Annotated in this window: 12 protein-coding genes; 7 read left to right on the top strand and 5 right to left on the bottom strand. The window is 73.9% G+C overall.

Annotated elements, in window-relative coordinates; translation table 11 throughout:
- Nucleotides 1-151: 151 nt before the first annotated feature.
- From DT057_RS00390 to DT057_RS00380, 3 genes are all read left to right on the top strand, one after another.
- Entirely contained in the window at nucleotides 152-1,297 is a 1,146-nt protein-coding gene (locus DT057_RS00390; RefSeq protein WP_128560146.1) for an aminotransferase, read from the top strand.
- 81 nt (nucleotides 1,298-1,378) lie between these two features.
- Nucleotides 1,379-1,846 (top strand): DUF4112 domain-containing protein, encoded by a 468-nt coding sequence (locus DT057_RS00385; RefSeq protein WP_128560145.1) that lies wholly within the window; start codon nucleotides 1,379-1,381, stop codon nucleotides 1,844-1,846.
- Between the two features lie 16 nt (nucleotides 1,847-1,862).
- On the top strand, nucleotides 1,863-3,074 hold the full coding sequence (locus DT057_RS00380; protein WP_128560144.1) for an ABC transporter permease: 1,212 nt from the start codon (nucleotides 1,863-1,865) through the stop codon (nucleotides 3,072-3,074).
- Between the two features lie 40 nt (nucleotides 3,075-3,114).
- Here DT057_RS00380 and DT057_RS00375 read toward each other — a convergent pair whose 3' ends face one another.
- Nucleotides 3,115-3,759 (bottom strand): L,D-transpeptidase, encoded by a 645-nt coding sequence (locus tag DT057_RS00375; protein WP_128560150.1) that lies wholly within the window; start codon nucleotides 3,757-3,759, stop codon nucleotides 3,115-3,117.
- Between the two features lie 222 nt (nucleotides 3,760-3,981).
- Nucleotides 3,982-5,529, bottom strand: a complete 1,548-nt coding sequence (locus DT057_RS00370; protein ID WP_128560143.1) for an acetolactate synthase large subunit — start codon at nucleotides 5,527-5,529, stop codon at nucleotides 3,982-3,984.
- Between the two features lie 460 nt (nucleotides 5,530-5,989).
- On the opposite strand from DT057_RS00370, the gene DT057_RS00365 reads away from it, so the two are divergent.
- The 4 genes from DT057_RS00365 (at nucleotide 5,990) to DT057_RS00350 (ending at nucleotide 10,194) form a co-directional block, all read left to right on the top strand.
- A complete protein-coding gene (locus DT057_RS00365) occupies nucleotides 5,990-7,048 on the top strand; it encodes a zinc-binding metallopeptidase family protein (RefSeq protein WP_128560142.1) in 1,059 nt (352 codons plus the stop codon).
- A gap of 103 nt (nucleotides 7,049-7,151) precedes the next feature.
- A complete protein-coding gene (locus DT057_RS00360) occupies nucleotides 7,152-8,153 on the top strand; it encodes a fumarylacetoacetate hydrolase family protein (protein ID WP_128560141.1) in 1,002 nt (333 codons plus the stop codon).
- Between the two features lie 133 nt (nucleotides 8,154-8,286).
- Nucleotides 8,287-8,730 carry a VOC family protein gene (locus DT057_RS00355; RefSeq protein ID WP_128560140.1) on the top strand — a complete coding sequence of 148 codons (444 nt, stop codon included), beginning with the start codon at nucleotides 8,287-8,289 and terminating at the stop codon, nucleotides 8,728-8,730.
- A gap of 234 nt (nucleotides 8,731-8,964) precedes the next feature.
- Nucleotides 8,965-10,194, top strand: coding sequence for a pilus assembly protein TadG-related protein (locus tag DT057_RS00350; RefSeq protein WP_162501279.1), 1,230 nt, complete (start codon nucleotides 8,965-8,967; stop codon nucleotides 10,192-10,194).
- 18 nt (nucleotides 10,195-10,212) lie between these two features.
- Here the strand turns inward: DT057_RS00350 and DT057_RS00345 are convergent, their stop codons facing one another.
- The 3 genes from DT057_RS00345 to DT057_RS00335 all read right to left on the bottom strand — a co-directional run bounded on the left by DT057_RS00345 (nucleotide 10,213) and on the right by DT057_RS00335 (nucleotide 14,406).
- The gene (locus DT057_RS00345; protein WP_128560138.1) at nucleotides 10,213-10,974 is read right to left on the bottom strand and encodes an SDR family NAD(P)-dependent oxidoreductase; all 762 of its coding nucleotides are present in this window, start codon (nucleotides 10,972-10,974) and stop codon (nucleotides 10,213-10,215) included.
- 83 nt (nucleotides 10,975-11,057) lie between these two features.
- The gene (locus DT057_RS00340) at nucleotides 11,058-11,504 is read right to left on the bottom strand and encodes a Crp/Fnr family transcriptional regulator (protein WP_128560137.1); all 447 of its coding nucleotides are present in this window, start codon (nucleotides 11,502-11,504) and stop codon (nucleotides 11,058-11,060) included.
- Nucleotides 11,494-14,406 carry an ABC transporter transmembrane domain-containing protein gene (locus DT057_RS00335; protein WP_238313061.1) on the bottom strand — a complete coding sequence of 971 codons (2,913 nt, stop codon included), beginning with the start codon at nucleotides 14,404-14,406 and terminating at the stop codon, nucleotides 11,494-11,496. Before DT057_RS00335 ends, DT057_RS00340 begins: the two co-directional genes overlap by 11 nt.
- Nucleotides 14,407-14,535: the final 129 nt, after the last annotated feature.

Raw genomic sequence — 14,535 nt, 5'->3', positions numbered from 1 at the left:
CGGGGCCGCGGCGGCCGGGCGCCCGCCGTCGCGGCGGCGCGCGCGGTTTCGCGCCCGTCCCCGACGTGCTAGCGAGGTCGCCCCGGGCGCTGCCCTGCCGGCGCCGCCTTGCCGGCGCGGCCCGGGCGACGAGGGACCACGCCGACCGCCGATGAACCCGATCTTCGCCGACCTGCCGACCACCGTCTTCGAGGTGATGTCCGCCCTCGCCCGCGACACCGGCGCCGTGAACCTCGGCCAGGGTTTTCCGGACGATCCCGGGCCGGCCGACGTGCGGGCCAGGGCGGCCGAGGCGGTGGTGAGCGGCTGGAACCAGTACCCGCCGATGATGGGCCTGCCCGAGCTGCGCCAGGCCGTGGCCGCCCACTACGCCCGCTGGCAGGGGCTGGAGGTCGATCCGGCGAGCGAGGTGATGATCACGTCGGGCGCCACCGAGGCGCTCGCCGGCGCCCTGATGGCGCTGATCGAGCCCGGCGACGAGGTCGTGCTGTTCGAGCCGATGTACGACGCCTACCTGCCGCTGGTGCGGCGGGCGGGCGGCGTGCCGCGCTTCGTCACCCTGACGCCCCCGCATTTCCGGCTGACCGAGGCCGCCCTCGCGGCCGCCTTCACGCCGCGCACCCGGGTGGTGCTCCTCAACAACCCCCTCAACCCGACCGCCACGGTCTTCCCCGAGGCGGACCTCGCCCTGCTGGCGGAGTTCTGCCGCCGCTTCGACGTGGTGGCGCTGTGCGACGAGGTCTGGGAGCACGTCGTGTTCGACGGGCATCGCCACCGGCCCCTGATGGCGCTGCCGGGCATGCGCGAGCGCACCGTCAAGGTCGGCTCGGCCGGCAAGATCTTCTCCCTCACCGGCTGGAAGGTCGGCTTCGTGCTTGCGGCGCCCGGGCTGATGCGGGGGCTCGCCAAGGCGCACCAGTTCCTCACCTTCACGACGCCGCCGAACCTCCAGGCCGCCGTCGCCTACGGGCTGGCCAAGGACGACGCCTACTTCGAGGGCATGCGGGCGGACTTCGCCCGCGCCCGCGACCGCTTCGCCTCCGGGCTCGCCCGGCTCGGCTTCAGCGTGCTCCCCTCCGCCGGCACCTACTTCCTCAACATCGACATCGCCCCCTTGGGCGAGCACGACGACGTGGCGTTCTGCGACCGGCTGGTGCGGCGCCACGGGGTCGCGGCGATCCCGGTGAGCGCCTTCTACGCCCACCGGCCGGTGCGCCACGTCGTGCGGTTCTGCTTTGCCAAGCGCGACGACACCCTCGACGCGGCCCTGGCGCGCCTGAGCGGGCTGGCGGCCTGATGGCGGGCCTCCTTGTCGGACCGGCCCGCCGGGGCCACATGCCGGGACATGAGCAGCACGCACACGCTCCGGAGCCCCGGGATGGACACGTTTCAGACGGCCGGCCGCCTGCCGCCCTTCGGGCGGGACGCCCGCTTCGGTGCCCACGCCCGGCCCGAGGCAACCTCGACCGAGCAGGTGCTGGCGCGCCTGGAGCTCCTGGCGCACATCCTCGACACCGCCTTCGTGCTGCCGGGCACCAACCGCCGGGTCGGCCTCGACGCCATCGTCGGCCTGATCCCGGTCGTCGGCGACGTCGTGACCACGGCGATCTCCTCCTACATCGTCTGGGAGGCCCGGCGCCTCGGCGTGCCGCGGCGGGTGATCGCCCGCATGGTGGCGAACGTCGCCCTCGACGGCGTGGTGGGTGCGGTCCCGCTGGTCGGCGACCTGTTCGACGCCGCCTTCAAGGCCAACCGCCGCAACGTCCGCCTGCTGCGCCGCCACCTGGAGCGCACCGGCGGCGTGCGGCCGAGCGTGATCGACGGCACGGCAACCCGCCTCGACTGACCGCGGGGGGCGCGGCATGAACGAGCGCCCGCGCCCGCCCGCACCGCTCCCGCTCACCCCGGCGGGGCCCGCCGTCCTGCCGCCGCCCGGGACCGACCCGGGCGGCCCCTCGCCGCCCCCGCCCGGGCCCGGCGTGCGCGGCCTCTCGCCGCTCAACCGGCGCCGGCTCGCCAACTTCAAGGCGAACCGGCGCGGCTACGCGTCGTTCCTGATATTCTGCCTGCTCTTCGTCCTCAGCCTGTTCGCCGAGTTCATCGCCAACGACCGGCCGATCGTCGCCTCCTACAAGGGCGAGATCCTGTTCCCGGTCCTCGTCGACTACCCGGAGGAGAAGTTCGGCGGCTTCCTGGCGCGGACGGATTACCGTGATCCGATGATCGGCCGGGAGCTGCGCGAGTCCGGCTGGGCCGTCTGGCCGCCGATCCGGTTCTCCTACGACACCCACAACCTCGACCTGCCCGTGCCGGCGCCCGCGCCCCCGACCTGGCGCCTCACCGACGCGCAGTGCCGGGTGGCCGCCGAGAAGGTCGGCGGCACCACCTGCCGCGACATCGAGTGGAACTGGCTCGGCACCGACGACCAGGGCCGCGACGTCGTCGCGCGCCTCCTCTACGGGTTCCGCCTCTCGGTGCTGTTCGGGCTGACGCTCGCCTGCATCTCGTCGGTGGTGGGCGTGCTCGCGGGCGCCGTGCAGGGGTATTTCGGCGGCTGGGTCGACCTCGTGTTCCAGCGGGTGATCGAGATCTGGACGGCGATCCCCTCGCTCTACCTCCTGATCATCATCTCGTCGATCATCACGCCGAGCTTCTTCGTGCTGCTCGGCATCCTGCTGCTGTTCTCCTGGGTCGCGCTCGTCGGCGTGGTGCGGGCGGAGTTCCTGCGGGCCCGCAACTTCGAGTACGTGCGCGCCGCCCGGGCGCTCGGGCTCTCGAACGCCCGCATCATGTTCAGGCACCTGCTGCCGAACGCCATGGTGGCGACCCTGACGTTCCTGCCGTTCGTGCTGAACGGCTCGATCACGACCCTGACCTCCCTCGACTTCCTGGGCTTCGGCTTGCCGCCCGGCTCGCCCTCCCTCGGCGAGATGCTGGCGCAGGGCAAGGCCAACCTCCAGGCGCCCTGGCTCGGGCTCACGGGCTTCGCGGTGATCGCCGTGACGCTGAGCCTGCTGATCTTCGCCGGCGAGGCCGTCCGCGACGCCTTCGACCCGCGCAAGACGTTCTCGTGAGCGCTGCGGCCGGGCCCGGGCCGGGAGCCCGGGCCCGGCCTCACACCCGGTACTTGCCGTGGCGCTTCACCAGCACGGTCGTGCCCACGGGCACCCGGTTGTAGAGGTCGACCACGTCCTCGTTGAGCATGCGCACGCAGCCCGAGGACATCTGCTCGCCGATGCTCCAGGGCTCGTTGGTGCCGTGGATGCGGAACAGGATGTCGCGGCCGCCCTGGTAGAGGTAGAGCGCGCGCGCGCCGAGGGGATTGTCGACGCCGCCCTTGCGGGAGCGCGGCAGGTCGGGGTTGAGGCTCACCATCTTGGTGGTCGGCCCCCAATCCGGCCACACGCCCTTGCGGCCCACCGTGGCGGTGCCTTTCCACGAGAAGCCGAGCTTCCCGACCCCGACGCCGTAGCGCACGGCCTGCCCGCCCTCCTCCACGAGGTAGAGGTGGCGCGCGTCGATATCGACCACGATCGTGCCCGGCCGCTCGAGCCCCGTGTAGGCGACGGTCTGGCGCCGGTACTTCGGGTCCATCCGGCTGCGGTCGACGAGGGGCACGTCGAAGGGCTGGTCCGGCATCGTGCCGATGTACCACGCGGCGTCCGGATCCACGGCGGCGAGGCCGGCCGGCCCGCGGGCGTTGCAGGCCGCGAGGGGGGCTCCGGCGAGGAGGGCGAGGAGCAGGCGGCGCGGCAGCATCTGGGACACCCCGAAGAATCCTCATGGTCGCGCCGCGGGCCTCGAACCTGCGCGAGGGGGCGTCCGGGATCCGGCCTCGCCTCCTGCTGCGTCCGGACCTGCGGCGAGCGCCGACGTCGAGCCCGCCGGGCGCGTCCGGCGGCCTGATGGGCGGAGTCTAGCCCCTCGGGGGGCGGGCATGTGTGTCTTTGAGGTCTCAAGGCGTCGCGAAGCGACGCGCCCTCAGAGCGCCACCTCGATGAGGAACGGCCCGCGCCGCTTCAGGGCCCCCCGCAGCACGTCGACGAGGTCCGGCAGCCGCTCGACCCGCCGGCCCTCGACGCCGTAGCCGCGGGCGAGGCTGACCCAGTCGACCGGCGGGTCGTCGAGGGTGAGCATGTCCAGGGCCTTGCGGCCCGGATTGGCGCCCACGTTGGCGAGCTCGAGCTTCAGGATCGCGTAGGAGCGGTTCGACCAGATCAGCGTCACGACGTCGAGGCGCTCGCGGGCCTGGGTCCAGAGCGCCTGCGCGGTGTAGAGGGCGCTGCCGTCGGCCTGGAGCGAGATCACCTTGCGGTCCGGGCAGGCCACCGCCGCCCCGGTCGCCATCGGGATGCCGAGCCCGATCGAGCCGCCGGTGAGCTGGAGCCAGGTGTGGGGGGCGCTCGCGTGCGTCGAGGCGAAGAAGTTGCGCCCCGTGGTGACCGATTCGTCGCAGATGATGGCGCCCTCGGGGATCATCGCGCCGAGCACGCGCCCGACCGTGTCCTGGTCGAGGAGATCCCCGCCCGGCAGCTCCGGCCGGGGGCCCGCCGGCAGCGACGGCTCGGCGGGGGCGCCGACGGCCGCGGCCAGGCGCTCGAGGGCGTCGATCTGGTCCTGCTCGGGGGTCGCGAGGGCGAAGACGTCGCAGGTCGCGGGGGCGAGCGCGCTCGGCTTGCCCGGATAGGCGAAGAACGCCACCGGCAGCGTCGCCCCGACCAGGATGATGTGGCGGTAGGTCTCGAGGGCGGCCCGCGCCGGGTCGACCGGGTAGGGCAGCCGGTCGATCGGCACCGTGCCGGCGCCCCGGTCGATGCGGGCGTTCGACGTCATGGCGAGGAGCTTCGCCCCCGTCGCCTGGGCGATGCGGGCGGCGATCCGCCGGCCCTCCCCGCGCACCGCGCGGTCGCCGAGGTGGAGCAGCACCGGCTCGCCGCTGCGCAGGGCCGCGAGCGCGTGGGTGACGGCCTCGTCGCTCGCGCGGGCCCGCTCGGGCGGCGGCGGCACGGCCGCGATGCCGGTGCCCTCCTCCCAGGCGGTGTCGGCCGGCAGGATCAGCGTGGCGACCCCGCCCGGCGCCGTGCGGGCGGCCGTCACGGCGGCGGCCCCGTCCGCCGCCACCGCGGCGGCGCTGAGGCCCGTGCGCACCCAGGCCGAGACCGGCCCGGCCAGCCCCTCGATGTCGGAGGTCAGCGGCGCGTCGAAGACGCGGTGGTAGGTGGCGTGCTCGCCCACGATGTTGACCACCGGGGAGCGGGCCCGCCGAGCGTTGTGCAGGTTGGCGATGCCGTTGCCGAGCCCGGGGCCGAGATGCAGCAGGGTCGAGGCCGGCTTGTCGGCCATGCGGGCGTAGCCGTCCGCCGCGCCGGTGGCGGCGCCCTCGAACAGGCACAGCACGGCGCGCATCCCGTCCACGCGGTCGAGGGCCGCCACGAAGTGCATCTCGGACGTGCCCGGATTGGTGAAGCACACCTCGACGCCGCCCGCGACGAGCGTGCGCACCAGGCTCTCGGCACCGTTCATGGCCATGCGTGTCTCCGTCCCCTGAGCATCCTCCGCCGGCCTGGTCCGCGAGCCGGGCGCGACGAAAGATGCGAAATCGAGCCGATGGAAGCGGGACAGGGCGGCGCGGCCGCCCCGACCTCTTGAGGGTGCCGCGGGCGCGTCCGAGGACGCGCCCGCGCGCTGTCAGTACCATGGCGGCGTCCGAGGACGCGCCCGCGCGCTGTCGCAGAACGCCCGCGAAATACAAGGGCCCCGGGGGCCGAGCCCCCCGGGGGGCGGGCGCCGGCCGCCCGGGCCGCGCACCAGCCATACCGCATCGCGCCCGGCGGCGCGCGCGGCACCCGGGTGCCTCCGGCGCATGGCACCGCCGCGCCGCCCGCCGGCCCCTCGGGCTCCCGGCGCGAGGAAATCGCGCGAGCGGGCTGAACCGGGTCGTCGGTTGCACGTTCGATGCATCGCGCGGGCCGCCCCGTGGAGAACCCCGATGAAGCTCTTCCAATGCCAGTCCTGCGGCAACATCCTGTACTTCGAGAACCGCACCTGCCAGCGCTGCGGGCACCGGCTGGCCTACCTGCCCGAGACCGCCACCCTGTCGGCGCTCCAGCCCGCGGGCGGTGACGACTGGACGCCCCTCGCGGTGCGCGACCGGCCGAGCCGCTTCTGCGCGAATGCCGTGCACGATGCCTGCAACTGGCTCGTGCCGCCGGGCTCGGGCGACGCCTTCTGCCTCGCCTGCCGGCACAACGGCATCATCCCGGACGTGTCGAACCCGGCCTACCTGGCGGCCTGGCGCGAGATGGAGTTCGCCAAGCACCGGCTGTTCTACACCCTGCTGCGCTGGAACCTGCCGCGGAAGACCCGGGCCGAGGACCCCGAGCACGGCCTGATCTTCAACTTCCTGGCCGACCCGCCGGCGGAGGGCCCGAAGGTGATGACGGGGCACGACAACGGCGTCGTCACGATCGCCCTCGTGGAGGCCGACGACGCCGAGCGCGAGACGCGCCGCCGGGCCATGGGCGAGCCCTACCGCACCCTGCTCGGGCATTTCCGGCACGAGGTCGGGCACCATTACTGGGACATCCTGGTGCGCGACGCCGGCCGGCTCGACGCCTGCCGGGCGATGTTCGGTGACGACTCGCTGAACTACGAGGAGGCCCTGAAGCGGCACTACGCCGAGGGAACGCCGCCGAACTGGCAGGAGAGCTACGTCTCGGCCTACGCGACGACGCATCCCTGGGAGGACTTCGCCGAGACCTGGGCGCACTACCTGCACATCGTCGACACCCTCGAGATGGCGAGCGCCTTCGGCATGCAGGTCAACCCGCTCCTCGACGCGGGCGGCGAGCTCGCGGCCCGGATCGACTTCGACCCCTACGAGGCGGCGGACATCCAGCAGATCGTCAACGCCTGGCTGCCCTTCGTGTTCGCCCTGAACAGCGTCAACCGGGCCATGGGCCAGGGCGACCTCTACCCCTTCGTGCTGGCGCCGCCGGTCATCGCCAAGCTCGGCTTCATCCACGGCCTCGTCCACGGCACGATCTGAGGCGGGGCGCCGCCCCGGCCGTGGCGTCCGCGCCCGGGGCGGTCCATGATGCGGGCCAGGAACGAGCCCGCGACCTCGCCGAGGCGGGCCAGGGAGTGACGCCATGAAGCTCGCCAGCCTCAAGCACGGCCGCGACGGCCGCCTCGTCGTGGTCTCGCGCGACCTGACCCGCGCCACCGACGCCTTCATCGTCGTCCCCACCCTGCAGCAGGCCCTCGACGACTGGCCGCGCTACGCCCCCGCCCTCGCGCTCCTCGCCGAGCAGCTCGAGATCGGCTCCGTGCCGTCGTTCCGCTTCCACGAGCACGCCTGCGCGGCGCCCCTGCCGCGGGCCTACGCCCGGCTGCACGCGTCGGCCTGGCCGGGCCACCGGGCGCTGCTGCGGCAGGCCGAGGGCGCGGAGGCGCCGGCCACCTCCGACCCGGGACCCCTGCGCCACGCCGTCTCGGACGGGTTCCTGGGGCCGCGCGACCCGATCCCGGCGGCCGACCCGGCGGCCTCGCTCGACCTCGCGGCCGGCCTCGCGGCGATCACCCGCGACGTCGGGCAGGGCGCCGACGCCGCCGAGGCGGAGCGCGCCGTCTGCCTCGTGACCCTCGTGGCCGAGGTGATCCGCCGCGACCGCCTGCCCGCGGACGGCCTCGACCTCGCCGGCGCCCTGGCGCCGGGCCTGGCGGCGAGCTTCGCGCCGGTGGCGGTGACGCCGGACGAGCTCGCGCCCTCCTGGCGCGACGGGATGATGCAGCGCCCCCTCCTCGTCACGCGCAACGGCCAGAAGCTCGGCTGCCCCGAGGCCGGCTCGGATCTCGGCCACGGCCTCGTCGACCTCGTGGCGCGGGCCGCCCGCCACCACCCCCTCGGGGCCGGGACCCTGGTGAGCGCCGGGCCGGTCTCGAACCGGGGCATCGACGGCGGCCCCGGCCGCCCGGCCGCGGAGGGCGGCGTCGGCTACGCCTGCCTCGCCGAGGCTCGCGCCGCCGAGGTGCTGCGCACCGGCTGGGCCAAGACCCCCTACCTGACGGCGGGCGACCGGATCCGCATCGAGGCGAAGGACGCGGCCGGGCACTCGCTCTTCGGGGCGATCGAGCACGACGTCGCGGGCTGAGAGGCCGCTGCCCCGGCCGGGCCGGAGCCCCCGCCGGGTCGCGGATTCCGCGACGAAGCGGTTTCCGCTTCGTCGCAAACGGCTCTATCACCAGTGGCGATGCGGGCGCGCCGGCGCCGGGAGGGTTCAGCCGATGCCCGAGACCGAGACCCTCCCAGACCTCGCGGCCGAGGGGCCGGGCGCGGACCTGCGCCCGGCGATCCACCTCGACCACTGCGTCATCCACGTCTCCGACTGGGAGCGCTCCACCGCCTTCTACCGCGACGTGCTCGGGGCCGAGCCCGTCCCGGTCGGCCGGGGCTACGCGTACCGGTTCGGCGGCGTGCAGCTGAACTGCCACGGGCCCGGCCAGATCGGCGAGCCCCGCGCCGGCCTGCCGGTGATGCCGGGCGGCAGCGACCTCTGCTTCCGCTGGCCCGGCCCGATCGAGGAGGCGATGGCGCATCTCGAGCGCCACGGCGTGCCGGTCGAGCTCGGCCCCGTGACCCGCCAGGGCGCCGTGGGCGAGGGCGTCAGCGTGTATTTCCGGGATCCGGACGGGTCCCTGATGGAGTTCATCACCTACCCGACGCCCTGAAGGCCCGCCCGCGAGCCCTCGCGGCTTCCGGCCGGACGGTCGTCGCCCGGATCGACCGGCCGGGAAGCCGCGTCCGTCGCCGTTCGCGTTTACGCATCTCACATGACTCTGCGTCACCCTGGCGGCACGCAACGGGTGACGCGGACGATGACCAGGCTACGATTACGGGTGACCTTGCGGCGGCTCGCGGGGGCGGGGCGCGGGTGGCCGGCCCATGTGGGCGGCGGCGTCGGCGTGCTGTTTGCACTCACGGCGAGCGTGATCCTGGGGCTCATCGGCACGGCGGTCGATTTCGGGCGCTCGCGCAACGACCACAGCACGCTCAGCGCCGCCCTCGACGCGGCGGTCCTGGCCGCCGCGCAGGCCGTGAAGGCGGCCGACGCCCGGGGCGCGAGCGACGTCCAGGCGAGGCAGGCCGGCCTCGACGCCGGCACGAAGATGTTCAACGCCTTTCCGCTCTCCGCGGCCTCGCCCCGGCTCCAGCTCGAGGTGACGATCAACGGGCGCGCCGTCGGGGTCGTGGGCAGCTTCCAGGCCGCGACGAAGACCACGCTCCTCGGCCTCGCCAGCATCCCGCAGGTGCCGATCAGCGGGCGCGCGAGCGCGAGCCTCGATCTCTCCCCTTTCGTCGACATCTACCTCCTGATCGACGTCTCGGGCTCGATGGCGATCGGGGCGACGAAGGCCGACATCGACGCCTTGAACGCGAATCTCGGATGCGCCTTCGCGTGTCACGACGGCAGTCCCGTGAAGGGGACGAGCCTGGACAGCTACCAATGGGCGAAGGCCAACGGCATCACGCTCAGGTTGCAGGAGGTGAACAAGGGCATCACCGACTTCGTGACCTGGCTCCAAGCCCAGGCGGCGACCTCCAAGCGCGTGCGGGTCTCGATCTACGCCTTCAGCACGAACCTGACCCGGGTGCTGGAGATGACCAGCAACCTCGCGCAGGTGCGCACCAACCTGCCGCAGACGCCGAGCGCGTCGGGGGAGACCGACGGCGCGACGCTGTGGGGCCAGACCATGAACCAGTTCATCCCGCTGGTCGGCGCCGGCGGCGACGGCGTGACGGCGCCCAGGAAGCTGGTGATCATCGCGACCGACGGCGCGGCCGATCCGGGCCGGTCCTGGACGCGGCAATCCTGGATGCGCTGGTGGGTCGCGCCGTTCGACCCGTCCTACTGCGCCACCCTCAAGGCCGTGAACCCGACCACGAAGCAGGGGGTCTCGGTCGGCGTGCTCCACACGCCCTACCTGCCGCTGCCCTCGGACTGGGGCTACAACGCCACGCTCGGCCAGCCGAGCCAGATCGGCGGCCCGGGCACGCGGGCCGACGACATCCCGGGGCAGCTCACCGCCTGCGCCAGCGCCGGCCTCTACATCAACGCCTCGAAGAGCCGGTCCTTCGGCGAGGCGATGCAGAGGATCTTCACCACCTTCTCGCAGGTGCGACTGACCAACTGAAGGGCGGGGCGCCGTCCGTCAGAGGCTCGAGACGAGGTGGCCCCCGTCGACCGGGATGGTGGCCCCGGTCATCCAGCCGGAGGCGTCCCCGGCCAGGAGCAGGAAGGCCCCGTCGAGGTCCTCGGGCCGGCCGAGGCGCCGCATCGGGATGCGCTTGAGCATGGCGCGGCCGGGCTCGGTCTCGAAGAAGCCGCGGTTGATGTCGGTGCCGATGTAGCCGGGCGCGAGGGCGTTGACCCGGATGCCGTAGCGCGCCCATTCGAGGCCGAGCGCCTGCGTCATCTGCACCACGGCCGCCTTGGAGATCGTGTAGGGCCCGACGCCGCCGGCGACGCGCAGGCCGAGGATCGACGCGACGTTGACGATGACGCCGCCCCGGCCCGCGTCGCGCCAGGCGCGGGCGGCCTGCGTCGACATCGCCCAGACGCCGCGCAGGTTCGTGTAGATGACCCGGTCGAAGCGGTCGAGGGGAAGGTCGATGGCCGCGCCGCCCTCGGCGATGCCGGCGTTGTTCACGACGACGTCGGGCAGCGCGTCGAGGGCCGCGAAGGCGGCCTCGACGGACGCCGGGTCGGCGACGTCGAGGGCGACGGCCCGCGCCCGGGGCGAGCCCGCCGCGGAGAGGTCCGCCACGAGGCTGTCGAGCCGCTCCTTGCGCCGCGCCGCCACCGTCACGGCGGCGCCGCAGGCGGCGCAGAGCCGCGCGAAGTGCTCGCCGAGCCCGCCGGAGGCCCCGGTGACGAGAACGTGGCGGTGCTTCAGCCCGGCGCCGAGATCCATGGCGTTTCCCCTCATCTTGTCGAGCGACGTGTCGCCGGCCGCGCCCTCCGGCGCACCCGTTCCCGCTAGCGCGCCCGGGCGCGCTAGCGGGCCTGCACCTGGGCGAGCTGCTGGTTGGTGAGCTCCAGCCGGTGGGCCAGCTCGCGCATCACCGCGATGGCGATCTGCGGGAACTGGCTCAGCAGCTCGAGGAAGACCCGCCGGTCGATGCGCAGGGCCGTGGTCGGCACCACCGCCGTGACGGTGGCGGAGCGCGGCTGGTCGGCCAGGATGCCCATCTCGCCGACGAGCGCGTTGGCCCCGAGCACGGCGAGCCGGATCGGCCCCTGCGCGCCCTCCAGGGTGACGGCCGCCTGCCCCTCCAGGATCAGGTAGGCGGCGTCGGCGGCGTCGCCCCGGTCGAAGAACCTCTGGTCGGCCGAGAAGTGCACCCGCTCGCTCGTGAAGGCGAGCAGCTTCAGGCGGGCCGAGTCGACCTCGCGGAACATCGGGACTTGGCGCAGCGACTGCACCTCGGTCTCAAGCGTCATGCCTCACACCCCGATCGGCGGTCGCCGACGCGCCCTCCGCGTCCTCCTCGGCGGGTGCCGAGACTGCCGCAGCCGCGGGCGCGGCGCCAGCCCCCGGCGGCGTCTCTCCCGTCCCCATCCCGGGCCCGGGCTCGATCCGCGTGCCCGAGGCGCGCAGCACGTCGTCGAACCTGGGGGCGAGCCGGTCGTTCGGCAGCACCACCACGAGGCTGTTCTGCTGCCCGAACCGCTCCAGCAGCAGCGTCAGCACGGTGCGGGCCCGGTTCTCGCCGAGGGGCGTCAGCGCCCCGTCGAGCACGAGGAGGTCCGGGCGCCGCACCAGGGCCCGCACCAGGCTCACGGCCGCGCGCTGGCCGCCGGAGAGGAAGCGCCCGGCGGGCCCGACCTGGTGGTCGAGGCCGACCCGCATGATGGCCGGCACGAGGTGGAGCTCCTCCACGAGGGCGGTGCCGGTGGCCGTCACCGCCCCGACGGCGTCGGCCACCGACTGGTTGATGCGCCCGAACAGCAGGTTGTCGCGCAGCGGCGCGGCGGCGCAGACCTGATCGGGGTCGTAGAAGTCGACGCCCCCCTCCTCGGCCGCGTCGAGCGCCGCGTGCAGCTGGGCGCGCGCCGTGACGGCGCGCTCGCGGAAATCGTCGTCGATGAGGCCGAGGCGGTGGCGCGGCTCGATGTAGGCGAGGGGCAGGGCGATGAGCCGGGTCTCGTCGGCGCGGCCGTAGCGGCCGAGCCCGATCCAGCGCCGGCGCGCGCGGTTCAGCCACGAGCCGCTGTGGCGGGCGATGGAGGCCTCGGTGGCGGTGCGGCGGGCCAGGATGGCCTCGTATTCCGGCAGCTCGTCGGCCGCCAGGAAGGAGAACTGCTCGAACAGCGGGTGCCCGGGCGGCAGGCCGCGGAAGATCTCCAGCATGGTCTCGGCGATGCGCTCGCCCATGGTGACGAGGGCGGCCGTGAGGTCGGCCCGGTCGAGCACCAGGCGCACCACCGGGTGCTCGGCGAGGGCCCGCCCGGTCAGGGCCGGGATGGTCGGGACGCCGAACAGGAGGTTCTCGGCCACCGTGGCCTGCCGGTTGTAGCGCGCGGGATCGAACGGCTCGACGAGGTGCGCGCGGCCCTCCGCGGCGAGGCGCTCGCGCAGCTTGGCGCGGGCCTCGATCAGGCGCGCGGCGAGGTCGGGGTGGCGGTCGGGATCGACCCGGCCGAGCAGGCCGAAGCGGTAGACCTCGTCGCCCATGCCGATCTGGTCGAGCCAGTCGATCACCAGGGCGTCGAGCGCCTCGGCGTCGGCGACGCCAGCCCGGTCGTAGTCGATCCAGTCGGCGTGGAAGGGATCGACCGGGTTGCCGGTGCGGTGCGCCTCGGCGACGCGGCGGGCCTCCTCGGCGTCGCTGGTCGTGGCCTGGTCGTCGCGGCCGGCCGGCGGCCGGGTGAGGCCGTACAGGACGTTGTCGCGCAACGAGCCCGGGAACAGCACCGGCTCGAGGCTCGCGTAGGCGATGCGCCGGGTGAGCGCCGCGCTGCTCCACTCCGAGACGTCGTGGTCGTCGATCCGGACCCGCCCGCCCGACGGCCTGACCCGGCCCGCGAGGATGCGCACGAAGGCGCTCGCCGCCGGCCCGCCGTCGCTCACGACGGCGAGGCGCGCCGGCAGCACGACCTCGAGCGAGGTGCCTTCGAGGACCGGGCCGTGGGTCTCGCGCAGGGCGAGCGCCTCGACGGAGAGCGGCCCGCACAGGGGGGCGTCGAGGCCGGGCTCGTCGGGGCCGATGAGCCGCTCGGGCAGGAACTGCTGGAGCACCTGCTCGTACTTGACCTGCACGTCGAGGCGCTGCTGGTCCCAGTCGATCAGCTCCTTCAAGGGCGGCGGCAGGTCGCGGTAGGCGGCGATCACCGCCACGAGCTGGCCGATGCTGAGCTGCCCCTTCAGGGCGAAGTAGCCGCCGATGCAGTAGAACAGGAACGGCGTCATCTGGGCGAGCAGGTTGTTCAGGAACTTGACCATGAACTTGCGCCGGTAGATGCGCAGGCGCAGGTCGAAGAGCCCGAACAGGCGCTGGCCGATCTCGGCCCGCTCCCAGGTCTCGCCGCCGGTGGCGTGCACGGCCTCGATGCCGTCCACGACCTCGCCGACCCGCCCGGCGAGGCGCCGCGAGGCGAGCTGGCGCTGGCGCCCGAGCCGCAGGAGCTCGCGGCGCAGGCGCGGGATCACCACGAACTGCACTCCCACCACGCCCGCCGCCAGGAGGCCGAGCCAGACGTTCTGGATCAGGATGAACGTCATCGCGGTGGCGGCCTGCGTGCCCAGGAAGGCCGGCAGGATGAACGCGTCGCCGATGAAGCCGCCGACGGGCTCGACCTCGTCGCGGATGATGGTGGCGAGCTCCGACGCCTTCGTCTGCCGGATCGATTCCGGCGAGAAGCGCAGGATCAGCGAGAACAGCTGGAAGCGCAGGCGCCGCAGCATGCGCTCGCCGAGCGCCCCCTTGGCCACGTTGATCCAGTACTTGAAGGCGCCGTTGATCAGCACCAGGAGCAGGAACATCGACGACAGGCCGAACAGCAGCTCGAAGCGGTCGACGTCGAAGCCGTCGAACAGCGCGCGCTCGCCGCCGAACCAGTCGGGCATCTGCAGGCGCAGCACCAGGAACTTGGCGGTGGGGCGGCCGTGCTCGAAGGCGTGACCCTGGATCGCCTCGTTGACGATGCGGCGCGGCAGGTCGAGGGAGGCGAAGTAGAGCGGCAGGGACGCCAGCACGACGCTGCAGATCAGGATCTGGTCGCGCTTGGAGTGGCGCCAGATGTACCGGAACAGGCTGCGGTCGAGGCCGCCCGCGGCGTCGCCGGCCTCCGTGTCGTTGCTGGCGACACGGGCGAGCGCGCGGCGCCTGAGCCCGACCGGCACGCCACCGCTCCGCTCCGCCGATCCTGCCCCGTCCATCGCGCGATACCCTGTGTCCCGTCCGTCTCTGTAGTGCGGCGGGGCGGTCCTTGGGAACTCTCGCGCGGGCGGGCGGCGCGCGGGGACCGCCGC

It is taken from the genome of Methylobacterium crusticola (genome assembly GCF_003574465.1).
Taxonomy (GTDB): Bacteria; Pseudomonadota; Alphaproteobacteria; order Rhizobiales; family Beijerinckiaceae; genus Methylobacterium; species Methylobacterium crusticola.
Note: the sequence above shows the minus strand (reverse complement) of the source record. Positions and strands in the feature narration are given on the sequence as shown.

Excerpts from the sequence above, each read along its gene's own strand:
- DT057_RS00390 (WP_128560146.1), top strand. The coding sequence starts at position 152 with ATGAACCCGATCTTCGCCGACCTGCCGACCACCGTCTTCGAGGTGATG.
- DT057_RS00385 (WP_128560145.1), top strand. The coding sequence starts at position 1,379 with ATGGACACGTTTCAGACGGCCGGCCGCCTGCCGCCCTTCGGGCGGGAC.
- DT057_RS00380 (WP_128560144.1), top strand. The coding sequence starts at position 1,863 with ATGAACGAGCGCCCGCGCCCGCCCGCACCGCTCCCGCTCACCCCGGCG.
- DT057_RS00375 (WP_128560150.1), bottom strand. The coding sequence starts at position 3,759 with ATGCTGCCGCGCCGCCTGCTCCTCGCCCTCCTCGCCGGAGCCCCCCTC.
- DT057_RS00370 (WP_128560143.1), bottom strand. The coding sequence starts at position 5,529 with ATGGCCATGAACGGTGCCGAGAGCCTGGTGCGCACGCTCGTCGCGGGC.
- DT057_RS00365 (WP_128560142.1), top strand. The coding sequence starts at position 5,990 with ATGAAGCTCTTCCAATGCCAGTCCTGCGGCAACATCCTGTACTTCGAG.
- DT057_RS00360 (WP_128560141.1), top strand. The coding sequence starts at position 7,152 with ATGAAGCTCGCCAGCCTCAAGCACGGCCGCGACGGCCGCCTCGTCGTG.
- DT057_RS00355 (WP_128560140.1), top strand. The coding sequence starts at position 8,287 with ATGCCCGAGACCGAGACCCTCCCAGACCTCGCGGCCGAGGGGCCGGGC.
- DT057_RS00345 (WP_128560138.1), bottom strand. The coding sequence starts at position 10,974 with ATGGATCTCGGCGCCGGGCTGAAGCACCGCCACGTTCTCGTCACCGGG.
- DT057_RS00340 (WP_128560137.1), bottom strand. The coding sequence starts at position 11,504 with ATGACGCTTGAGACCGAGGTGCAGTCGCTGCGCCAAGTCCCGATGTTC.